16 protein-coding genes are annotated in these 21,456 nt (G+C 73.5%); 11 read left to right on the forward strand and 5 right to left on the reverse strand.

Translation table 11 applies throughout. The annotated features are described in order from the left end of the window. Positions 1–60 precede the first annotated feature (60 nt). Both OIB37_RS15265 and OIB37_RS15270 read left to right on the forward strand, forming a co-directional pair. On the forward strand, positions 61–2,337 hold the full coding sequence (locus OIB37_RS15265; RefSeq protein WP_330458141.1) for a bifunctional glycosyltransferase/CDP-glycerol:glycerophosphate glycerophosphotransferase: 2,277 nt from the start codon (positions 61–63) through the stop codon (positions 2,335–2,337). Positions 2,338–2,343: 6 nt separating this feature from the next. Further along, entirely contained in the window at positions 2,344–4,581 is a 2,238-nt protein-coding gene (locus tag OIB37_RS15270; RefSeq protein ID WP_330458142.1) for a bifunctional glycosyltransferase/CDP-glycerol:glycerophosphate glycerophosphotransferase, read from the forward strand. Positions 4,582–4,730: 149 nt separating this feature from the next. Here the strand turns inward: OIB37_RS15270 and OIB37_RS15275 are convergent, their stop codons facing one another. After that, positions 4,731–5,144 carry an organic hydroperoxide resistance protein gene (locus OIB37_RS15275; RefSeq protein ID WP_330458143.1) on the reverse strand — a complete coding sequence of 138 codons (414 nt, stop codon included), beginning with the start codon at positions 5,142–5,144 and terminating at the stop codon, positions 4,731–4,733. Positions 5,145–5,274: 130 nt separating this feature from the next. Here OIB37_RS15275 and OIB37_RS15280 point away from each other — a divergent pair, with 130 nt between their 5' ends. Next, positions 5,275–5,787: a MarR family winged helix-turn-helix transcriptional regulator gene (locus OIB37_RS15280; RefSeq protein ID WP_330458144.1), complete on the forward strand. Its 513-nt coding sequence runs from the start codon at positions 5,275–5,277 to the stop codon at positions 5,785–5,787. On the opposite strand, the gene OIB37_RS15285 is transcribed toward OIB37_RS15280, so the two are convergent. Next, entirely contained in the window at positions 5,735–7,423 is a 1,689-nt protein-coding gene (locus tag OIB37_RS15285) for a glycosyltransferase family 39 protein (RefSeq protein WP_330458145.1), read from the reverse strand. The two genes, OIB37_RS15280 and OIB37_RS15285, sit on opposite strands and share 53 nt — an antisense overlap. A gap of 91 nt (positions 7,424–7,514) precedes the next feature. Here OIB37_RS15285 and OIB37_RS15290 point away from each other — a divergent pair, with 91 nt between their 5' ends. The 4 genes from OIB37_RS15290 to OIB37_RS15305 all read left to right on the forward strand — a co-directional run bounded on the left by OIB37_RS15290 (position 7,515) and on the right by OIB37_RS15305 (position 12,687). Next, entirely contained in the window at positions 7,515–8,786 is a 1,272-nt protein-coding gene (locus OIB37_RS15290; RefSeq protein WP_330458146.1) for a glycosyltransferase family 87 protein, read from the forward strand. Positions 8,787–8,961: 175 nt separating this feature from the next. Then, positions 8,962–10,527 carry a glycosyltransferase family 2 protein gene (locus OIB37_RS15295; protein WP_330458147.1) on the forward strand — a complete coding sequence of 522 codons (1,566 nt, stop codon included), beginning with the start codon at positions 8,962–8,964 and terminating at the stop codon, positions 10,525–10,527. A 63-nt stretch (positions 10,528–10,590) separates the two neighbouring features. Further along, positions 10,591–11,571, forward strand: coding sequence for a UDP-glucose 4-epimerase GalE (gene galE, locus OIB37_RS15300; protein ID WP_330458148.1), 981 nt, complete (start codon positions 10,591–10,593; stop codon positions 11,569–11,571). 177 nt (positions 11,572–11,748) lie between these two features. Then, the gene (locus OIB37_RS15305) at positions 11,749–12,687 is read left to right on the forward strand and encodes an ADP-ribosylglycohydrolase family protein (RefSeq protein ID WP_443058154.1); all 939 of its coding nucleotides are present in this window, start codon (positions 11,749–11,751) and stop codon (positions 12,685–12,687) included. A 119-nt stretch (positions 12,688–12,806) separates the two neighbouring features. Here OIB37_RS15305 and OIB37_RS15310 read toward each other — a convergent pair whose 3' ends face one another. Further along, the gene (locus tag OIB37_RS15310; protein ID WP_443058155.1) at positions 12,807–13,445 is read right to left on the reverse strand and encodes a TetR/AcrR family transcriptional regulator; all 639 of its coding nucleotides are present in this window, start codon (positions 13,443–13,445) and stop codon (positions 12,807–12,809) included. A 209-nt stretch (positions 13,446–13,654) separates the two neighbouring features. On the opposite strand from OIB37_RS15310, the gene OIB37_RS15315 reads away from it, so the two are divergent. From OIB37_RS15315 to OIB37_RS15330, 4 genes are all read left to right on the forward strand, one after another. Beyond that, positions 13,655–14,569, forward strand: coding sequence for an ABC transporter permease (locus tag OIB37_RS15315; RefSeq protein ID WP_330458150.1), 915 nt, complete (start codon positions 13,655–13,657; stop codon positions 14,567–14,569). 31 nt (positions 14,570–14,600) lie between these two features. Beyond that, positions 14,601–15,413: an ABC transporter ATP-binding protein gene (locus OIB37_RS15320; protein ID WP_330461858.1), complete on the forward strand. Its 813-nt coding sequence runs from the start codon at positions 14,601–14,603 to the stop codon at positions 15,411–15,413. 125 nt (positions 15,414–15,538) lie between these two features. Continuing rightward, a complete protein-coding gene (locus tag OIB37_RS15325; protein ID WP_330458151.1) occupies positions 15,539–17,734 on the forward strand; it encodes a CDP-glycerol glycerophosphotransferase family protein in 2,196 nt (731 codons plus the stop codon). Beyond that, positions 17,731–19,395 (forward strand): glycosyltransferase family 2 protein, encoded by a 1,665-nt coding sequence (locus tag OIB37_RS15330; protein WP_330458152.1) that lies wholly within the window; start codon positions 17,731–17,733, stop codon positions 19,393–19,395. Before OIB37_RS15325 ends, OIB37_RS15330 begins: the two co-directional genes overlap by 4 nt. Positions 19,396–19,467: 72 nt before the next feature. Here OIB37_RS15330 and OIB37_RS15335 read toward each other — a convergent pair whose 3' ends face one another. Together OIB37_RS15335 and OIB37_RS15340 are read right to left on the reverse strand one after the other, a co-directional pair. Beyond that, on the reverse strand, positions 19,468–20,943 hold the full coding sequence (locus OIB37_RS15335) for a hypothetical protein (RefSeq protein WP_330458153.1): 1,476 nt from the start codon (positions 20,941–20,943) through the stop codon (positions 19,468–19,470). Next, the gene (locus tag OIB37_RS15340; protein WP_330458154.1) at positions 20,924–21,421 is read right to left on the reverse strand and encodes a GtrA family protein; all 498 of its coding nucleotides are present in this window, start codon (positions 21,419–21,421) and stop codon (positions 20,924–20,926) included. The genes OIB37_RS15335 and OIB37_RS15340 overlap by 20 nt, the downstream gene beginning before the upstream one ends. Positions 21,422–21,456: the final 35 nt, after the last annotated feature.

A 21,456-nucleotide genomic window follows, 5' to 3' on the forward strand; every position in this document is an offset into this window, starting at 1 on the left:
CTCCACCTGGCGTCCCGCCGGACGGCCCGGCCGCGTCCGCAAGACGACAGAAAGAACAGAATGCCCCGCTTCAGCATCATCGTCCCCTCCCACGGGGTCACCGGCCGGCTGTCCCAGGCGCTGGACTCGGTCCTCGCCCAGTCCTTCGGCGACCTGGAGCTGATCCCGGTCTGCGACGCCCCCGACGACGGGGGTCCCCCCTGTTCGAGCACGGCCGGGAACCCGGGGCAGGCCGCCGAGGTGGCCGCCGGATACGCCGGGCGGGACTGCAGGGTGAACCCGGTGACCTCGCCGCCGTCCGCCGGGCTGGGCGGAGCGCGCAACGCCGGGCTGCGGGCGGCGACCGGCGCGTACGTGCTGTTCCTCGACGGCGACGACCTGCTGCTGCCCGGCGCGCTCGCGGCGCTGGACGCCCGGCTGACGGAGACCGCGGGCGTGGACGTGCTCTACACCGAGCACGAGCGGACCCCCTGGTGGGAGGGCGAGCCGGGCAATCCGGCGGCCCCGCTGCTGGCGAAGGCGCCGAAGGGGGCCTTCGCCCCCGGTGACGCCCCGGAGCTGACCGGCGTCCAGCTCCCGGCGTGGAGCGCGGTCTACCGCCGCACCTTCCTCACCGAGCACGAACTCACCTTCCCCGACAGCCACTTCACCGACCTGGGCTGGGGCGGCCTGACCACGGTCGCCGCCGGGCGGCTCGCGGTGCTGCGCCGGCCCGTCGTACGGCACCGGCTGCGCCGCCAGGGCAGCAGGCTGAACCTGCCCGGACCGCACCAGCACGCCCTGCTGGACCAGGTCGAGCTGGTGCTGACCCGGGCGGCCGAGCGCGGGCTGTCCGCCGCGCGCACCCGCGCGCTGTTCGAGCAGCTGTGCGCGCACATGCTGCGGACGGCGTCCCGGCCGGAGCGGCTGGCCTCCGGGCACCGGGCGTTCTTCCGCCGTGCCGGCCGCCTGTACCGCAGGCACCGCCCCGCCGGCTACACACCGCCGCCCGGCAGCCTGGGCGTCCAGCACCGGCTGCTGGCGGCGGGCGCGTACACGGCCTTCCGCGCGCTGCGCGGCACCAACCAGGCCGCGGCCGGCACGCTGGAGCGCCTCCCGCGCCCGCGCATGCTGCGCACCCGGCTGCGCTACGCCCGCGACCTGCGCCGCCCGCTCGACCCCCACCTCGCGGTGTACTGCGCCTACTGGGGCCGCGGCTACGCCTGCAACCCGGCCGCGATCCACGCCAAGGCCCGTGAACTCGCCCCGCACATCCGCTCGGTGTTCCTGGTGGAGGCCGGCCAGGAACACACGATGCCGGCGGACGTCGAGTACGCGGTGATCGGCACGCGCCGCGCCTGGGAGGTGCTGGCCCGCGCCAAGTACCTCGTGAACAACGCCAACTTCGCGGAGGGCGTCGTCAAGCGTCCCGGCAGCGTGCACGTGCAGACCCAGCACGGCACGCCGCTGAAGACGATGGGTGTGGACCAGTCGACGTACCCCGTGGTGGCCGCGCGGTCCGGGAGCTTCACCAAGCTGCTGGGCCGGGTGGACCGCTGGGACTTCAACCTCTCCTCCAACCGGCACTCCACCCAGATGTGGGAGCGCGCCTTCCCCGGCTCGTACGAGCATCTGGAGTACGGCTATCCCCGCAACGACGTCTACTGCACGGCGACCGCCGACGACGTCGCCCGTGTCCGGCGGGAGCTGGGCGTCCCCGAGGGCAAGACCGCCGTCCTGTACGCCCCCACGCACCGCGACCACCACACCGGCTTCGAACCCGGCCTGGACCTGGAGGCGTTCTGCGCGGCGGCAGGCGACGACATGGTCGTGCTGCTGCGCGCCCACTACTTCTACGACCAGGGCCTGCCGGCCGGATCGGGCCGCGCCGACCGGGGCAGCCCGGTCAGCCGGGTCAGCCGGGTCATCGACGTGTCCTCGCACCGTTCCTCGGAGGACGTGTGCCTGGCGGCGGACGCGCTGGTCACCGACTACTCCTCCATCATGTTCGACTACGCCAACCTCGACCGGCCGATCGTCGTGTACGCCGACGACTGGGAGGTCTACCGGGAGACGCGGGGCGTCTACTTCGACCTGATGGCCGAGCCGCCCGGACCGGTCGCCCGCACCCCCGAGGAGCTGGCCGCCGTCTTCCGGGACGGCGCCCACACGGGTCCCGGGTCCACCGCTCTGCGGGCCTCGTTCCGCGAGCGCTTCTGCCAGTTCGACGACGGGCGGGCCGCCGAACGCGTCGTACGGCGGGTGCTGCTCGGCGAGCCGGCCGAGGCGATCGAGCCGGTCGTCCCGCTCGCGGAGCGCGTCCCCGCCCCCGCCGCCGCGACCCTCGTGAGGAGCTGATCCGCCGTGCCCCGCTTCAGTGTCATCGTCCCCTGCTTCAAGGTGCAGGGCTTCCTGCGCGAGTGCCTGGACTCGGTGCTGTCGCAGTCCTTCGGCGACCTGGAACTGATCGCCGTGGACGACCGCTCTCCGGACGGCTGCGGCGCGATCCTCGACGAGTACGCCGAGCGCGACCCGCGCGTGACGGTGCTGCACCTGCCGGAGAACGTGGGCCTCGGCCGCGCCCGCAACGCCGGGATGCCGCACGCCACCGGCGACTACCTGTTCTTCCTGGACAGCGACGACACGCTCACCCCGGGCGCGCTGCTCGCGATGGCCGACCGGCTGGCGGAGTCCGCCGACCCGGACGTGCTGGTCTTCGACTACGCCCGCACCTACTGGTGGGGCGGCACCCGGCGCAACGTCCTCGCGCATGTGCTCGCCGAGGCCGCGGACGGCACCTTCACGGCCGCCGAACGGCCGGAGATCCTGGACCTGCTGATGGTGGTGTGGAACAAGGTCTACCGGCGCGACTTCGTCGAGGAGCACGGCTTCGCGTTCCCGCCCGGGTACTACGAGGACACCCCCTGGACCTTCCCGGTCATGCTCAGCGCGGGCCGGATCGCGACCCTGGACCGGATCTGCCTGAACTACCGGCAGCGCCGGCAGGGCAACATCCTGTCCACCACCAGCCGCAAGCACTTCGACGTCCACGACCAGTACGAGCGGGTCTTCGCCTTCGTCGCGGAGCGCGAGGAGCTGCACGGCTGGCGGCCCTACCTGCACCGCAAGATGGGCGAGCACTGCCTGGACATCCTGGCCAAGCCTGACCGGCTGCCGCCCGCGGACCAGGGGGAGTTCTTCCGGCGTACGACGGAGATGTTCCGCAGGCACCGGCCCGAGGGCGCCCGCGTGGACGGTGAGGTCGCGCTGCTGGAGGGCGGCTATCCGGCCTACCGGCTGAAGCGGCAGGCGGCGCGGGCCGGCCGGGAGACGGCGCGGCGGGCGGGGCAGGCGCGGGGGGCCGTTGCCGCGCGGGTCCGGCGCGGCTGGGCCGGGCTGCACGCGCGCCGCCCGCTCGATCCGGAGCTGGTGGTGTACTCGGCGTCCTCGCACCGGGGCCTGCTCGGCGACCCGGCGGCCGTCTACCGCAAGGCCGCGGAGATCGCCCCTCACCTGCGCGGGGTGTGGGTGGTCCAAGACGAGCAGACGGCGGCGGAACTGCCGTCCGGGACCGAGTCCGTGGTCGTCGGCTCACGGCGCTTCCTGGAGGTCACCGCGCGGGCGAGGTTCTTCGTCAACGACGTCAACTGGCCCGGCTCGCTGGCCAAGCGGCCCGGCAGTGTGCACATCCACACCCACCAGGGGACCCCGCTGAAGTACATGGGCGCCGACCTGCTGGACAAGCCCGGCGCCCGGCTCGGCTTCGACGTGCCGCAGATGCTGCGCCGGGCCGACCGCTGGGACCACAGCCTGGTCGCCAACCGCCACTCGGAGCTGGTCTGGGAGCGGGCCTACCCCTGCCACTTCACCTCGGTACGCACCGGCAGCCCGCGCAACGACGTGCTGGTCCGGGCGGCCGGCACGGACGGCGGGCACGGCGACGGCGGCGAGTTCCGGCGTCGGCACGGCATCCCCGAGGACCACACGGTGGTGCTGTACGCGCCGACCCGCCGGGACTACCGGCGCGGCGGGCACGTGGACCGGCTCGACGTGGCCGGGTTCGCGGCCGGCCTCGGCGCGGGCCACACCCTCGTGGTCCGGCTGCATCCGACGCTCGCGAACGGTCCCGCGCGCGGGGCGGGCCTGGCCGAGCTGGCCCGGCGCGGGATCGTGGTGGACGCGACGGACGAGCCGCACGTGGAGAAGGTGCTGCTCGCCGCCGACGTCCTCGTCACCGACTACTCGTCCCTGATGTTCGACTACGCCAACCTGGACCGGCCGATCGTGGTGCACGCGGACGACTGGGCCGCGTACACCGCGAGCCGGGGCACCTATTTCGACGTCACCGCCGAGGCGCCCGGCCATGTCTCGCGCTCGGACGGTGAACTGGCCCGGCTGTTCGCGTCCGGCTCGTGGCGGGACGCGGACTCGGCCAGGCTGCGGGCGGCCTTCCGGGCGCGGTTCTGCGAGTTCGACGACGGTCTGGCCGCCGAGCGGGTCGTACGGACGCTGCTGCTGGGCGAGCCGATGACGGAGCCCGCGTCCATGCGGATTCCCGGTCCGTCCGTGGGCGGTGACGTGCTGACGCCGGCCAAGCGGTGATCCGCCGGTGACGAAGGTGCGGTGAGCGGCCGGTCGCGAGGCGCGGTGCGCCGGCCGACCGCGTCGGGGCGGTGATCCGCCGGCCCCGAGGAGGTGGGGCCGCGCGGGTCACCGGCCGCGTCGGGGACTGGTCGACGACCCGTCGGGGACTACTCGATGACGAGGTCGACCTCGATGTTGCCGCGGGTGGCGTTGGAGTAGGGGCAGACCTGGTGGGCGGTCTCGACCAGCTTGCGGCCGGTCTCCTGGTCCACCGTGCCGGGCAGCTCGACGCGCAGCGTCACCTTCAGGCCGAAGCCCTCGCCCTGCTTGCCTATGCCGACCTCGGCGGTCACGGCGGCGTCGCTGACGTCCACCTGCGCCTGGCGGCCGACGAGGCCGAGGGCGCTGCCGAAACAGGCGGCGTAACCGGCGGCGAAGAGCTGCTCGGGGTTGGTGCCCTCGCCGTTGCCGCCGAGCTCCTTCGGCATGGCCAGCGGGAGGTCGATCTTGCCGTCGGAGGAGACGGCACGGCCCTCACGGCCGTGGGTGGCGGTGGCGACGGCGGTGTAGAGCGCGTCCATGGAAACCATCCCTCTCGGAGTTCGTATGGCGTTCCGGCGGCTCCGGTGCGGCGCCGCCCTCACGACCACGAGTAGAGCACACAATTAAGTTGTGCACAACTAAATGGCTCGCACGAGCTACCCTGGAGCCATGACCGCCTCGCCGAAACGGCCGACCACGACACCGACGGACGGCAGCCCCGCCGACGCGGACTGGCTCCGTCTGGACCGCCAGATCTGCTTCTCCCTGCACGCCGCGTCCCGCGCCTTCAACAGCGTCTACCGCGTGGTGCTCAAGGACCTCGGGCTCACCTACCCGCAGTACCTGGTCATGCTGGTGCTGTGGGAGCAGGGCGACGTGCCGGTCAAGACGCTCGGCGAGCATCTGCGCCTCGACTCCGGCACGCTCTCCCCGCTGGTCAAGCGGCTGGAGGCGGCCGGCCTGGTGCGCCGGGAGCGCAGCACGCGGGACGAGCGGTCGGTGTGGGTGCGGCTCACCGGGGAGGGCGCGGCGCTGCGCGAGCGGGCGCTGGAGGTGCCGCGCCGCATCGCGTCGGCGACCGGGTTCGACCTGGAGGAGGCGCTCGAACTGCGCGAACGCCTCGACCGGCTCACCGGCGCGCTGGACGCGGCGGCACTGGAGGAGACCCCGGGCTGCCGCTGACGGCGGGCCCGCGGACGTAGAGGCGTACGGCCATGTCGCCGCTGACCGACTCCCGCACGGGCACGAACCGCTCCGCGAGGAGGGCGAGTTTGGCCCGCTCGACGGCGGCGCCGGGACGGCGGCGCCCGGTGAGCATGCTCCGGTCCGCCACGACCCACACGCGGTCGAGCCGCGCCATGCGGTCCCGCAGGGTCCCGGCGTCGGTCTCGCGGCCGTACAGGGTCCCCGACTCGGGCCCCGGCACCGCCAGCGCCACGTCCCGCGCCCCCCGGAACGTCCCGGGATAGGTGAGGGCCACGTTCCGCTCCGCCGCGGGCAGGAACAGCACCGGCTCCCCGGGCGCCGCCTGGCGCGCGGCGGCGCGGGAGACGGCGGCCAGGTCGTCGGGGCGGTGGCCGGGCACCCGGTCCGCGCTCAGAAGGGGGAGCTGGTGGACGACGGCGAGCGTGATCAGGGCGGCGCCGGCGACCGGCACGACAGGGAACGGCGACAGCGGGGCGCACAGGCGCCGCAGGGTCCGCGCCACCCGGTCCGCCCCCGCCGCCACCAGCAGCGGCGCCCCCGACAGGGCGTACAGCACGTACCGGTCGACGTAGAGCGGCGACATCTGCGAGGCCAGCATCAGCGCGGCAGGCGGCAGCACGGCCAGCGGCAGGCAGACCCCGGCGCAGGTCACCTCGCCGCGCCGCCCCGCCAAGCCCAGCAGCCCCACCACGGCGAGCGCGAGACACGCCCAGTACACGCCGTCCGTCGGCCCCAGGAAGGTGCGCAGCAGCCCCCGCGCCGTCTCGGCCGTCGGCGGGCGCAGCCACGCCAGCTGGGCCGACTGGGCGTGGGAGATCAGGACCATCGGGAGCAGTGTGAGGACGACGGCGCCCGCCGCGCGGCCCCAGGCCCGCCACAGCCCGGCCCCGGCCCGCGCCAGCGCCAGCGAGGCCGCGTGGGCGAGCAGCAGCAGGACCGCGAACTCGTGCAGCCAGCAGGTGAGGGAGAGGACGGCGCCGTACGCCCACCAGGCGCGGCCCACCCTCACGGACCCCACGGACCCGACGGCTCCCGCAGTTCCCACGGCTCCCACTGCCCGCACGAACAGCAGGGTCGCCGCCGTCGCGCCGGCCGCGACCAGGGCGTAGGAGCGGCCCTCCTGGGCGTAGTGGCCGGCCATCGGCGAGACCGCGTACAGCAGCCCGGCCCACAGTCCGACGCGCGGGCGGACCAGCCGGGTGCCCAGCTCGGCGACCAGGCCCGCGGTCACCGCGGCCGCGCACAGCGAGGGGAGCCTGAGGACGACCTCGCCCGGGTGCAGGGGCACGACCGCGTGCATGAGGAGGTAGTACAGGCCGTGCACGGCGTCCACGTCGTGCAGCAGCCGCCAGATCTGCGGCACCGAGCGGCGGGCGACCTGGAAGGTGACGGCCTCGTCGCGCCACATCCCGCCGCGGTCGAGCCCCCAGAACCCGAACCCGAGCATCACCAGCACGGGCACGCACACGGCCACGGCCCGCCGGACCCGCCACGGCAGCCGCCCCGGCAGCTGTCCCGACGGCCGTCCCCGCATCTGCCCGGGCAGTGCCGCGGCCGCCGTTGCGGCCGCCCGACGCGACCGCGCATTCACAAGAGGCCCGATGTTCACCATGGCCCGATCTTTTGCGATTAGCCAATCTTTTCCGCTCATTGACGGCGTATCAGCAGGGATACACCATCCGCGCGGATTAGGCTGCCATGCGATGAACCGTCTCCGTGAATCCCCCGGCCCGGTCCTCGCCCTCACCGCCGCCTGGCTCGCCACCCGCGCCCTCATGCTGTGGGTGCTCGTCCACTCGGGCACGCGCCTGCTCGGCGGGGGTTCGGTGACGCGCGAGGTGTGGCGGCTGTACTTCCGCTGGTACGGCGCCCTGTCGCACGGCACGTTCCCGGTGCACGACACCACCTGGCAGTACCCGCCCGGCGCGGGCGCGGTGCTGCTGGCGCCGGGGCTGCTGCCCGGGCTCACGTACTTCCAGGCGTTCGTGGTGCTGACGCTGGCCGCCGACGCGCTGATCGTGGCGGCGCTGGTCCGCGCGGGGACGCGGCCGGGCCGGAGCCTGTGCGGCGCCGCCCTGTGGACGGGCGGCCTGCCGCTGCTGCTGCACGTGCCGCTCGCGCGCTACGACGTCCAGGTCACCGCGCTCGCCGTCCTCTCCCTGCTGACGGCACGGCGCTCCCCGCGCGCGTGCGGTGTGCTGGGGGCGCTGGGCGCCGTGGTGAAGGTGTGGCCGGCACTGGTGCTGCTGGGCACACCGCCCGGCCGGGTGACGCGGACGGCGTGGACGTGGGCCGTGGCCGCCGCGGGAGCCTCGGTCGCCCTCCTGGCGGTCTCGTTCGACAACCCCTTCGGCTTCCTGCGGGAGCAGGGCGGCCGGGGCGTGCAACTGGAGTCGCTCGGCGGCACGGCCCTCAACCTGGCGCGGCACGCCGGGTGGTCCGGCCGGACCCGCTACCAGTACGGCGCGGTCGAACTGGTGGGCCCGTACACGCACGTCGTCGCCACCGTCTCCCTGGCGCTCACGGCGGCCGCGTTCGGGCTGCTGGTGCTGTGGAGGGTGCGGGCCCGGCACTGGAGCCCGGCCACGCCGTACGACGCCGCGCTCACCGCGGTGCTGCTGTTCACCGTCACCAGCCGGGTCATCAGCCCCCAGTACATGGTCTGGCTGCTCGGTCTCGCCGCCGTGTGCCTGACCTCGCGGCACACCGGCCAGCGTCCGGTGGCCTTGCTGGTCCTGGCGGCGAGCGCGCTGAGCAGCGTGGTCTACCCGCTGTCGTACGGCGAGGTCGTCGCCGGGACCTGGACCGGCTGCCTGCTGATCCTGGCCCGCAACGTGCTGCTGACGGCGGCGGCCGTGCTCTCCTTCGTCCGGCTGTGGCGCTCCACGCGGTCGCCGGCCGCGAAGGCCCCGACCGTGACCAGGCCCCGGGCTGATTCCGATCGGCTTCCGGATCACGCGCTGAGCGTCTCCTGACGCGGTACGCCCGACCCTCCTACGTTCCCGGCCCGTGGACGCCATGCACCCAGCCCCAGCAGACCCGCCCGCCCTGCCGGACCCCTCGGCCCCCGCGGGCCCCCCGGACCCACACCCGGACCCGCACTCGGATCCGGACCCACGCCCGGACCCGCCCCCGGCGTCCCGCGCTGCCGTGGTCGTCATCGGATACAACGACGCCGCCCACGTGGCGGACGCCGTACGCTCGGCCCTCGCCCAGGGGCCGGCCGTCGGCGAGGTCGTCGCCGTGGACGACTGCTCGACGGACGGCAGCGGCGCGCTGCTGGACCGCCTGGCCGCCGGCGAACCCCGGCTGCGGGTGGTGCGCCGGAGCGCCAACAGCGGCGGCTGCGGCACCCCGCGCAACACCGGGATCGACGCGGTGACGATGCCGTACGTGATGTTCCTGGACAGCGACGACGTGCTGCCGCCCGGCGCGGCACGGGCGTTGCTGGAAGCGGCCACGGAAGCGCGGGCCGAGGTCGCGGGCGGCCTGTGCGTGCGCCGGGAGCTGCCCTCGGGGCGCGAACAGCCGTGGCAGGCGCCCCTCTACACGACGCACACCGTCCTCGCGCGCCCGTCCCAGCGCCCCCGGCTGGTCCACGACACGCTGTGCGTCAACAAGCTGTACCGGACCTCGTTCCTGCGCGAGCACGGCATCCGTTTCCCCGAAGGGCGCTTCCTCTACGAGGACTTCGTCTTCACCGCGCGCGTGCTGGCCGCGGAGCCGCGCATCGCGCTCGTCCCCGACCGCGTGTACGTCTGGCACGTGCGCCGGTCCGCCGAGCGGCTGTCGCTCTCCCTGGACCGGGACGGCGTGGAGAACTGGAAGGCGCGCACGGCGGCGTGCGCGGCGGCGTACGGCCTTCTGCTGGACGCCGGGCAGAAGGAGCTGGCGCGGGCCGCGCGGGCGAAGTTCCTCGACCACGAGATGCGGATGTACGCGCGCGAGCTGGGGTTGCGCGACCCGGGCTACCAGCGCGCGTGGTGGGCGCACACCCGCGAGTACCTCGCGCGCTACGACGCGGCCGACTGGGAGACGAACCCGACGGCACCGGGCCGGCTGCTCGGCCGGGTCGTCCTGGCGTCCCCCGAGCCGTGCGACCTGCCCCGTCTGCGGGAACTCGCGGCCCGCCCGGCCCGGCTGCTCCCGCCCTACGCCCACGCCCCGGACGGCACGCCCGTCTGGTCCCCGGACCTCCCCCGGATCACCCTCACGCCCTTCCTGACCCGCCCCGTCGCCGTCCTCCCCCTCGCGCTGGACGCGGAACTGCGCCCGCGCGCCCGCGGCACCCGCCTGCGGCTGCGCCTGCACGAGCTGTACGGGCGGGTGGCCGGGGCGGGCCCGCGGGAGGTGGAGGTGGAGTGGCGACGGAGGGAGGACGGGCGCACGGCACCGCGGACGCGGGCGGGCTTCGCGCGGCCGGACGCGGACCTCTGGACGGCCGAGGTGCCCGTCGGTCTCGCCGCGTTCGGCGCCGGCACCTGGGACCTGCGTCTGACGGTGCGCTTCGCGGACGGCGCGGAGCGCAGCGTCACCGCGCACGCGCGCGCGGGCGCCGGCCGGCTGCGCCGGTACGCCGTACCGAACGCCCGGCACGGCGTCCTGCTCGTCCAGCCGTACGCCACCCACTCGGGCGCGCTCGCACTGCGCGTGGCCGTCGGAGCACGAGGAGTCATGGCAGTCGCCCGCGGCCGGCTCCGCCGCCTGCTTCACTGAGAGCCGGCGGGTCCGAAGAGCCATGGGCCGGCCGACGACCGACTGACGAGGGGACGGCCGCACATGACCTGGCTGATCACCGGCGGCGCCGGATACATCGGGGCGCACGTCGTACGCGCGATGGCCGAGGCGGGCGAGCGGACCGTGGTCTACGACGACCTGTCCACGGGCCTCGCCGCGCGGGTACCGCAGGAGGTCCCCCTGGTGGTGGGCTCCACCCTGGACGGCGAGAAGCTGGCGCGGACGCTCGCCGGGCACGAGGTGACCGGGGTCGTGCACCTCGCGGCGAAGAAGCAGGTGGGCGAGTCCGTGGACCTGCCACTGCACTACTACCGGGAGAACGTGGAGGGTCTGCGCGTCCTGCTGGAGGCGGTGACGGCCGCCGGCGTGCCGTCCTTCGTCTTCTCGTCCTCCGCCGCGGTCTACGGCATGCCCGACGTGGACCTGGTCACGGAGGAGACCCCGTGCGTGCCGCTCTCCCCCTACGGCGAGACCAAGCTGGCCGGCGAGTGGCTGGTCCGCGCGACGGGCCGGGCGACCGGCCTCGCGACGGCCTCCCTGCGCTACTTCAACGTCGCGGGCGCGGCCACCCCCGCGCTGGCCGACACGGGCGTCTTCAACCTCGTCCCCATGGTCTTCGAGAAGCTCACCGAGGGCGCCGCCCCGCGCGTCTTCGGCGACGACTACCCCACCGCCGACGGCACGTGCGTCCGTGACTACATCCACGTCGTCGACCTCGCCGAGGCCCATGTCACCGTCGCCCGCGCGCTGCGCTCCGCCCCCGGCAGCTCCCTGACCCTCAACATCGGCCGCGGGGAGGGCGTTTCGGTCCGCGAGATGATCGACCACATCAACGCCGTCACCGGCTACGACCGGCCGCCCACCACCACCCCGCGCCGCCCCGGCGACCCGGCCCGCGTCGTGGCCTCCGCCGACCGCATCGCCGCGGAACTCGGCTGGCACGCCAAGTACGACGTCCAGGACATGATCACGTCAGCCTGGGAGGGCTGGGTACGACTGCACCCGGAGGCGGCGCGGGTCTGAGCAGGTCTCCGCCGACTGGGGGGCGCACCGTGGCGCAGGTCCACTTCCAACCGCGGGCCCGTCGCGGCCGGGCGCGCAGTTCCCCGCGCCCCTTGAGGGAGTTGCGGGCGCGTCGGCTGCGATGGCGGAGTTGGCGCTGGGAAGCGCCGTTGTTCGGGGCGGTCGTAGGCTGCGCGGGTGACTGGTCTGCTGTTCGTCGAGCGTGCCGTGGGTGCGGTGGTCGGGTCCGCTGTGGGCGACGCATTGGGCGCGCCGTTCGAGTTCGGGCCCGAGGGCGCCTTCTCGGCGCACTTCCCGTGCGTCGGTCAGGGCGGTGAGATGTGCGGGGGCGGCGGCTGGGAGCCCGGCGAGGCAACCGACGACACACAGATGGCCGTACTGACCGCCGAGTCGCTGCTGGAGCGCGGTGCGATGGACCCGGCGGACCTGTTCGGCCGCTTCCAGCGGTGGGCGGCGGCCGAGCCCAAGGACATCGGCCTCCAGACGGAGGCCGTACTGACCAGTGGTGACCCCTGGGACGCGGCCGCCGCGCTGCACTTCCAGACCAGTCAGCGGGCGGCCGGCAACGGGGCGTTGATGCGGGCGGCCCCCTCGGCCGTGCACTTCGCCCGGCACGGCCGCGAGGCCACCATGGACGCTGCCCGCCGCCTGTCCGCCCTCACCCACGGGGACCGGGCGGCCTGGGAGGGCACCGCAGTCCTCCACGAACTGGTCCGGCTCGCCCTCGCCGGAAAGGACCCGCTCACGGCCGTACCCGACACCCTCACGGCACTCCACCCCGGCCACCGGGACCGCTACGCGACCGTTCTCTCCCCCGACTGGCATCCCGACCTGGCCACGGAGTTCAACGGCGCCGTCTGGCCCTGCCTCGGCTCGGCCGTCTGGGCCCTGCGCACCACCACGTCCTACGAGGAGGCGGTCCGCGCGGCCGTCGACCTGGGCGGCGACACGGACACCGTGGCGGCGGTCACCGGGGCGCTGGCGGGGGCCGTGTACGGGATCGGGGGTGTGCCGCCGCGCTGGATCGAGGCCGTACACGTGCCGCTGCCGGGGTTCGGGGGGCGGGTGCTGCGGGCGGGGGAACTGGCCGGGCTCGCCCGGCGGCTGGCCGCGTAGGGGCTGCCCGGTCCCATGCGGCGCCACGTGCCGGTCCGGGCCCGGTCAGGCCCGCGCGGAGGCGTCCGGCCCCGCCCCCACGGTTTCCCGCACGATTTCCCCATTCCTCTCCGCGCGCCTCACAGCGCCTTGAGTGCTCCCGCCGCGGCACGGGCGAGTTGTTCCAGGTAGCCCTTGGGGAGTTTCGGGGAGCGGATGACGACCGAGCGCCAGTAGAGGGGGCCGGAGATCAGGTCGAGGGCGAGGTCGGTGTCGACGCCGGGCCGTACCTCGCCTCGCCGCTGCGCCGCGGCGACGATTCCGCTGGCGACGCTGTCCTGGCCGTCCCGGACGGCCTTCTGGAGGGCCTCCGCGATCTCCGGATTGCGGGCCGCCTCGGCCTGGAGGTCCGGGATGATCTGGGAGGCGACGGGGTGGCGCAGGGCGCGGGAGGTGACCTCGTAGAGGAGGCGCAGGTCGCTCTCCAGAGAGCCCGTGTCGGGGACCGGGAAGCCCAGCACCGCCATCGCGGAGACCACGTCCAGCACCAGGTGCAGCTTCGACCGCCACCGCCGGTACACCGCCGTCTTGCCGACGCCCGCACGCCGCGCGATCCCCTCGATGGACATCCTCGCGTACCCGACGGCCGCCAGCTCCTCGAAGACGGCCGCGCGGATGGCCTCGGTCACGTCCTCCCGGAGCACGGCGGCTCCGGCGGGAGCCCGGCGGCGCGCAGGCGCCGCTGGTTCGTCGGCGTTGGTCGTCATGCCGACCAGCATAGGGCGTTACGACGAAACGGTTGCGTTCCGACGTGCGATGGGCCTACTCTCACGTTGCGACGATACGGTCCCGTCCCGACGTAAGAGAACGTAAAGAGAAGCGTGAGCGAACGCCGGGCGACAGGACCCGCCACGGACAGCGGCCGGCGCGGCTCCGGCGGCCGCCGGCCGTACGCACACCCCCCTCCCCCCGAGCGAAAGCAGCGGATGTGAGCCAGGTCCTCCACACACCGCCCCCGACCCAGGTCCCCGCCGACGGCGACCTCGCGGCACTGGCCGCCCGGCACGGCCTGACGGTCAGCGGGGCCCGCCCCTCCCTGCCGGAGTACGTCCGTCAGCTGTGGCAGCGGCGTCACTTCATCACCGCCTTCTCCACCGCCAAGCTCACCGCCCAGTACAGCCAGGCGAAGCTCGGCCAGGTCTGGCAGGTCATGACCCCGCTGCTGAACGCGGCGGTCTACTACTTCATCTTCGGTGTGCTGCTCGGCACCAAGCGCGGCGTCCCGGACTACATCCCGTTCCTGGTTACGGGCGTGTTCATCTGGACGTTCACGCAGAGCTCGATCATGGCGGGCACCCGGGCCATCTCCGGCAACCTCGGCCTGGTCCGCGCCCTGCACTTCCCGCGCGCCGCCCTGCCGATCTCCTTCTGCCTCCAGCAGCTCCAGCAGCTGCTGTTCTCCATGGCCGCGCTGATCGTGATCCTGCTCTGCTTCGGCGTGCCGGTCTCGATCTCCTGGCTGCTCGCGATCCCGACACTGGTCCTGCAGTTCACGTTCAACGCGGGCGTGTCGATGATCATGGCCCGGATGGGCGCCAAGACCCCGGACATCGCCCAGCTGATGCCGTTCGTGCTGCGCACCTGGATGTACGTGTCCGGCGTGATGTGGAGCGTCGCCAAGCTCACCAAGCAGGACCACCTGCCGCACTTCGTCACGGTCGCCCTGGAGACCAACCCCGCCGCGGTCTACATCGACCTCATGCGGTTCTCGCTGATCGACAGCTTCCACGCCCACCAGCTGCCCCCGCACGTCTGGGTGGCGGCGATCGGCTGGTCCCTGCTCGCCGGAGTCGGCGGCTTCATCTACTTCTGGAAGGCTGAGGAGACGTACGGCCGTGGCTGAGCAGACCTTTACGAACACCGAGACCGACGCGATGATCCCCACCGTCGTCGCCGACAACGTGGACATCGTCTACCGGGTCAACGGCACCGGCGCGGGCCGCGGCTCCGCCACCGCCGCCCTGAACCGCATCATGCGCCGCAAGCAGACCGAGAAGGTGTCCGGCGTGCGCCGGGTGCACGCGGTGAAGAAGGTGTCGTTCGTCGCCTACCGCGGCGAGGCCATCGGCCTGATCGGCACCAACGGCTCCGGCAAGTCGACCCTGCTCAAGGCGGTCGCCGGCCTGCTCCCAGTGGAGAACGGCCACATCTTCACCGACGGCCAGCCCTCGCTGCTCGGCGTCAACGCGGCGATGATGAACGACCTCACCGGCGAGCGCAACGTCCACCTCGGCGGCCTCGCCATGGGCATGTCCCGCGAGCAGGTCAAGGAGCGCTACCAGGAGATCGTCGACTTCTCCGGGATCAACGAGAAGGGTGACTTCATCACCCTGCCGATGCGCACCTACTCCTCCGGCATGGCCGCGCGTCTGCGGTTCTCCATCGCCGCCGCCAAGGACCACGACGTCCTGCTCATCGACGAGGCCCTGGCCACCGGCGACCGCTCCTTCCAGAAGCGCTCCGAGGCACGGATCCGCGAACTCCGCCGGCACGCGGGCACGGTGTTCCTGGTCAGCCACAACAACAAGTCGATCCGCGACACCTGCGAACGGGTGCTGTGGCTGGAGCGCGGCGAGCTGCGCATGGACGGACCGACCGAGGACGTCATGAAGGAGTACGAGGCCTTCACCGGCGACAAGAGCGACAAGCCGGCGAAGAAGCCGGCGCCCGCGAAGACGGCGCCGTAACCCGCTCTCGGATTCCTTCCCGAGCCGGCCTCGCGTCTCAGGCGTGGTTATCCCTTTCATCCGTCTAGTGACAGTATGTTAAGAAAGGTGCCCCCTGAGACGTCGAGCCGAAGGAGACCCCCGCGATGCCCCACCTCAGCGTGATCGTCTACGGGCCGAACACCCAGGGGCATCTCAACGAACTGCTCGACGCGCTGGAAACGCGCCCGCTCCCGGACACCGAGGTGATCGTCGCCGCGGTCGGCGAGTGGGCGCGGGAGACGGCGGAGGGCCACGCCCCCGAGACGGTCGTGGTGTCCCTGCCCGAGGGCACCGGTGACGCGGCGGCGCGGGCGGCGGGCGCCGCACGGGCGTCCGGCCGCTGGCTGCACTTCGTCCGCACCAAGGACACCCTGCCCGCGGGGGCGCCCCGCCTGATCGCCGAGCGGACCGCCGAACTGGGCGACACCGCCGACGTACTCCTCCTGGACCACGTCACCACCACCTGGCAGACGACGTCCGCCCCCTCCCGCGACGGCCGCCTCCTCGCCGCCGCCGGCCGCACCGACCTCGCCCTCGCCGACACGGCCGACCTCCTGCGCCTCACCCCGCTGCTCGGCACCCGCGTCCTGCGCGCCTCGTTCTGGCGGACGCACGAGGAACTCCTCACCACCGACGACGAGCCGTACGCCGCCCAGGCGGCCCTGCTGCGCGCCGACCGCGTCGCCTGCCTCAACCAGGTGGCGTACGACCACCGCAGGCTGCGCCCCCAGAGCCTGCCGTCCCCCGCCGGCAGCGACCGGCTGGCGCTGGTCGACCGCCACGAGTGCCTGCTGGAGCTCGCCGGGGACCGCCGCGCCGTCCACAAGGTGCTGTACGACCTGATGGTCCGCGACCTGGTGCGCACCTTCGCCCGCGAGGACATGCCCGACGCGGTGGCCCGCGAGTTCTTCCGCCGCGCCTCCCTGGCCGCCGTCCGCCGGCGCCCCGAGGGCCACCGGCGCCCGTCCGGACTCGAAGGCGTACGGCACGGGCTCCTCGAAGAGGGCGCCTACACCAGGTACCGCGCCTTCCAGGCCGTCAACCGCACCCGCCGCGCGGCCCGCAAGGCCGTACGCACACGTAAACGCAAGGTCGGCGCGAAGCTGCGCGACCACCACTACCGCAGGGCGCTCGACCGCCCGGTCGACCCCGGCCTCGCGGTGTTCGCGGCCTACTGGGACCGCGGGGTCGCCTGCAACCCGGCCGCGATCGCCGCGAAGCTCGCCGAACTCGCCCCGCACATCCGTCAGGTGTGGGTGGTGAACAAGGCGAACGCCGCCCTGCTGCCCCCCGGTACCGACCACGTGATCCCCGGCACCCGCCGCTACTGGGAGACGCTGGCCGCCGCCAAGTACCTGACGAACAACGTCAACTTCCCCAACGCGGTGGTCAAGCGCCCCGACGCGATCCACCTCCAGACCCACCACGGCACCCCGCTCAAGCGCATGGGCCTCGACCAGATGGCCCATCCGGCCGCCGCCAGGGGCACGGACTTCGCCGCCCTGCTGACCCGCGTCGACAAGTGGGACTACAGCGTCAGCGCCAACAGCCACTCCACCCGCATGTGGGAGCGCGCCTACCCGGCCCGCTTCACCTCCCTCGACCACGGCTATCCGCGCAACGACGTCTTCTACACCGCCACCGCCGCGGACGTGCGCGCTGCCCGCGAGCGCCTCGGCATCGCCCCCGGCAGGACGGCCGTGCTCTACGCCCCCACCCACCGCGACTACGAGGCCGGCTTCACCCCCCGCATCGACCTCGCCGCCCTGGCCGACCGCCTCGGCGAGGACACCGTCCTGCTGGTCCGCGCCCACTACTTCTACGGCGGCACCGCCTCCCCGCTGACCGGCCTGCGCCGCTCCGGCCGGATCATCGACGTCTCCTCCTACGACCCCGTCGAGGAGCTGTGCCTGGCCGCCGACGCGCTGGTCACGGACTACTCGTCGATCATGTTCGACTACGCCAACCTCGACCGCCCGATCGTGATCCACGCCGACGACTGGGAGACGTACCGCACCACCCGGGGCGTCTACTTCGACCTGATGGCCGAGGCGCCGGGCCGGGTCGCCCGCACCCAGGAGGAACTCACCGAGATCCTCACCTCCGGCGCCTGGCGCGACGAGAGCGCCGCGAAGGCACGGGCCGCCTTCCGCCGCCGGTTCTGCGAGTACGACGACGGGCACGCCGCCGAACGGGTCGTACGGCGGGTGTTCCTCGGCGAGTCCGAGAAGGCGCTGCCCCCGATCCTCCCGCTGGACGCGCGCACCCCCGCCCCGACCCCCGAGGAGGCCGGCGCATGACGACCCCCGACGTCACGGTCACGGTCATCGTCTACAACGACGCGGCCCGGCTGCCCCGCGCGGTCGCCTCCCTGCGCGCCCAGACCCACGAGAACATCGAGATCGTCATCAGCGACGACCACTCCACCGACGACACCCCGGCGGTGGCCCGGGAGCTGGCGGCCCAGGACCACCGCATCCGCTACCTGCGGCTGCCGGAGAACAGCGGCGGCTGCAGCGCGCCGCGCAACCGGGCCATCGACATCGCCCGGGCGCCGTACCTGATGTTCCTGGACAGCGACGACGAACTCCCGCCGCGCGCGGTGGAGTCGCTGCTGGCCGCGCACCGCGAGCGCGAGGTCGACTTCACCATGGGCGCGGTGCGCCGGGTCCGCGTGGACAACGGGCGCCGCTCCACCTGGATGCCGCATCTGGTCGCCGAACGCCGCACCCTGGACGGCATCGGGGCGGACCCGCGGCTGCTGTTCGAGCACCTGTCGACGAGCAAGATGTACGCCCGCGCGTTCCTGGACCGCCACCGGCTCCGCTTCCCCGAGGGCATCCACTACGAGGACCAGCTCTTCTCGGCGCAGTCCTACTGCCTGGCGGAGGCGTTCACGATCATTCCGGACACGGTGTACGTCTGGTACATCGAGCCGTTCGCCGCCGCCGCGTCGGCCTCCATCTCCAACCAGCGGCACAAGGTCTCCAACGTCCGCGACCGCGTCCACGTACAGCGCCTGATCGACGAGTTCATGGCAGGCAGCGGGCACGAGGGGCTGCGCGAGGACAAGGACTACAAGTTCCTCAAGCACGACTTCCGGATGTACGCGGGCGACCTGCCGTACCGGGACGAGAACTGGCTCGGAGCCTTCGCGGAGATCATGAACCCCTACCTGGAGACGCTGGCGGACGGCGCGTACGCCAGGCTTCCGCGTCCGGAACGGGTGGTCCTCCAGCTCCTGCGCGACGGCCGCCTCACCGACGCGCAGCTCGCGGCGCGGGGCCTTGGGCACGGGGTGGCGCCGCGGCGGATCAGCGCCGACGGCACCGGAGCGGCGTACTGGGGCGACACCGTCCCCTCCTCGGAGCGGGCGCGCCGCGAACTGGACGTGTCCGACCTGGAGCTGGACACCCGGCCGTTCCCCCTCGCGCACTTCCGGCACGAGATCACGGAGCTCGGCCGCGGGCCCGGTGCCGCCGTGAGCCTCGCGGTCCGCACCTACGACCCCGGTCTGCGGCTGCCGGTCGGCCCCCAGCGCGCGGCGCTCCTGCTGACCCCGGGGCGGCGCCGGATGACCGTGCCGTTCCGGCTGGACCCGGTCCGTCCCGGCGTCTTCGAGGGCCGCGTCCAGCTGGACCTGTCGACCGCCCGGCTCTCCCTCCAGGGCTTCGCCGGCGTCCGGCACCCCCTGCTGCGCCTGGAACAGCAGGGCCTCGCCCACTCCGGCCTCCTGCTGGCCCCCGTCGACTTCCCCGTCACCACGACCCGCGTCGAGTACCGCTCCGGCGCCCTCCCCCACGACGTCGTCATCGAGCCGGAGGGCCGCAACCCCGGCCGCCTGCAGATCCGCTGGCGTCCGGTGGGGGTGACGGCCCGGCTGATCCGCCCGATGGTGCGGAAGGTGGCACTGCCGAAGGTGCGGAGCACCGCGCGGCTGGTGGGGAGCTTGCTGAAGTAGGCAGCGGGCGTCGTAACGCCGTCAGGGCCGCGGAGCCCCAGGGGTGTTGTGGGTCTCCGTCGGCCGCGCGGGTCAGCGTCTGACCTCGTACAGCACCTGGTCGCCCGGGCCCGCGGCCACCCGGCGCAGCCAGGGGTCGGTGGACGCGCCCTTGGTCACGACCCACCGCACCCCGTACTCCCGGACCATGGCCCACCGTCCGTCCGCCGACGTGCCCGCCGCGAAGTACCGTGCCACCGCCGCGTCCCGCCTGCCCTGGTCCGGCAGGAACACGTCGGGATAGCCAGGGGCCACGGTGTACGGCCCGTAGGCGGGGATCTGCCGGGACGGCAGCGTACGGGCCATCACCACGTCCCCGTACCCCACCCAGGGCGTGATCCACTGGTAACCGACCCACGGCGGGCGGTACTTGACCGCGACCGCGGGCGGCAGCGCGTCCCTGCCGAGGGCGTACCCGAGCGTCCCCGCCTGCGTCCACGCCCCCACGGCCAGCGCGGCGCCCAGTACGCACGCCCACCCCGTCCGCACCGCCCGGCCGCCCGCCGACACGGTCTCCAGCGCGGCCGCGAGCTGGGCCGGGATCAGCACGGCCGGCAGGGCCCGGCCCCAGGAGTAGTGGCCCGTCACGCCCCCCGCGGCGAACACCAGCACGCCGAGGAGGAAGAAGAGGACCAGGGGGTCCCGGCGGTCGCGGCGCAGGCGCAGGGCGAGCGCCACGACGCCCAGCAGGACCAGCCCGAAGCGGCCGGCGAGGTGCTCGTACAGCGGCCGGTGGATCGCCTCGAGACCGGAGCCGGCGGAGAAGAGCGCGAAGAAGTCGTAGTACGGCCAGAGCGCCAGCAGCACCACGCCGAGAAGCAGCGCGGCGCCGAGGCGGGGCAGCACCGCACGGCCCGGCCGCGCGGAGATCACGACGGCCAGCGCGCCCAGGGAGGCGACGACGCCCGTGAACTGGTGGCACAGCAGGACGACCCCCCACAGCAGGCCCAGTCGCAGCCACACCCCCCAGTCGGCCTCCCCGCGCAGCGCCCGCGCCAGCCACGCCCAGAGGTGGAAGGACAGACCGAGCGCGAACACACTCGGGTACGACACCGTCAGCGCGAGGGAGTTGAGGCCCAGGAAGCCGCTCCAGCTGAACAGGACCGGCCCCCACAGGAAGACCAGGCACAGGATCGCCAGCGCGGGCGCGGCACGGTGGGCGCTGAGCGTGCGGACGTACCGCCAGACGCCGCTGACCAGCAGCGCGAGTCCGGCGAGCGCGCCGATGCGCAGCACGACGAACACCGACAGGCCGGTGACCTTGGCGACGCAGCCGAGCACCAGCATCCACGGCGAGTAGTACGGGCTCGGCGTGTCCACGTCGACCAGCGGATTGCCGGGGTGCAGCAGGTCGTGCCGCAGCCGCTGCACGGTCGCCGCGTGCATGCCCAGATCACCCGCCCAGGGCAGCCGGACGATCACCAGCAGCATCAGGACCAGTACGAGCGCGGCGGCGGCCTGGGGCAGCGCCCGGCCGGCGCTCGCCGCGCTAGGCGGTGCGGCGCGCATCCCGCTGGAACACCCAGGTGCGGTAGACCAGGAAACGGAAGGCGGAGGCCAGCACGATCGACAGCGCCTTCACCGCATTCGTCTCGAACGCGCTGTTCAATTCCAGCACGCGATAACCGATCCAGAACAGGCCGCTTTCCATCACCACGCCGAGCCCGCTGAAGACGAAGAACAGCGCGATCTGCCGGCGGGTGCGTGCGGCCCGGTCCCGATAGGCGAAAAAGCGGAAGCCCAGGTAATTCGTGGCCATGGCGACACAGCTGGCCAGGACCGTAGCGGCCATCGCCTGCCGGCGCAGGCCGTGCAGCAGCAGGTTGAACACCAGGAAATTGACGAGGACACCGCTGCCGCCGACGACCCCGAATTTCACCACTTCCAGCACGACGCGCGTGACGGGCCGGGCCGGGGCCGGCGCGGAAGCGGGCGCGGGCACGCGCGCGGGCGCCGCCGGGCGCGTCTCGGTGAGGTTCACTGTCACAGCGCAGACCATATCCGAATCGGATCGGCGATCAG

The organism is Streptomyces sp. NBC_00820, from assembly GCF_036347055.1.
GTDB lineage: Bacteria > Actinomycetota > Actinomycetes > Streptomycetales > Streptomycetaceae > Streptomyces.

What these genes read in the sequence shown, in the direction of transcription:
- OIB37_RS15320 (WP_330461858.1), top strand. Translation starts at nt 14,601, where the DNA reads ATGATCCCCACCGTCGTCGCCGACAACGTGGACATCGTCTACCGGGTC.
- OIB37_RS15265 (WP_330458141.1), top strand. Translation starts at nt 61, where the DNA reads ATGCCCCGCTTCAGCATCATCGTCCCCTCCCACGGGGTCACCGGCCGG.
- OIB37_RS15325 (WP_330458151.1), top strand. Translation starts at nt 15,539, where the DNA reads ATGCCCCACCTCAGCGTGATCGTCTACGGGCCGAACACCCAGGGGCAT.
- OIB37_RS15285 (WP_330458145.1), bottom strand. Translation starts at nt 7,423, where the DNA reads ATGGTGAACATCGGGCCTCTTGTGAATGCGCGGTCGCGTCGGGCGGCC.
- OIB37_RS15290 (WP_330458146.1), top strand. Translation starts at nt 7,515, where the DNA reads ATGAACCGTCTCCGTGAATCCCCCGGCCCGGTCCTCGCCCTCACCGCC.
- OIB37_RS15330 (WP_330458152.1), top strand. Translation starts at nt 17,731, where the DNA reads ATGACGACCCCCGACGTCACGGTCACGGTCATCGTCTACAACGACGCG.
- OIB37_RS15280 (WP_330458144.1), top strand. Translation starts at nt 5,275, where the DNA reads ATGACCGCCTCGCCGAAACGGCCGACCACGACACCGACGGACGGCAGC.
- OIB37_RS15310 (WP_443058155.1), bottom strand. Translation starts at nt 13,445, where the DNA reads ATGCTGGTCGGCATGACGACCAACGCCGACGAACCAGCGGCGCCTGCG.
- OIB37_RS15275 (WP_330458143.1), bottom strand. Translation starts at nt 5,144, where the DNA reads ATGGACGCGCTCTACACCGCCGTCGCCACCGCCACCCACGGCCGTGAG.
- OIB37_RS15335 (WP_330458153.1), bottom strand. Translation starts at nt 20,943, where the DNA reads ATGCGCGCCGCACCGCCTAGCGCGGCGAGCGCCGGCCGGGCGCTGCCC.
- galE (WP_330458148.1), top strand. Translation starts at nt 10,591, where the DNA reads ATGACCTGGCTGATCACCGGCGGCGCCGGATACATCGGGGCGCACGTC.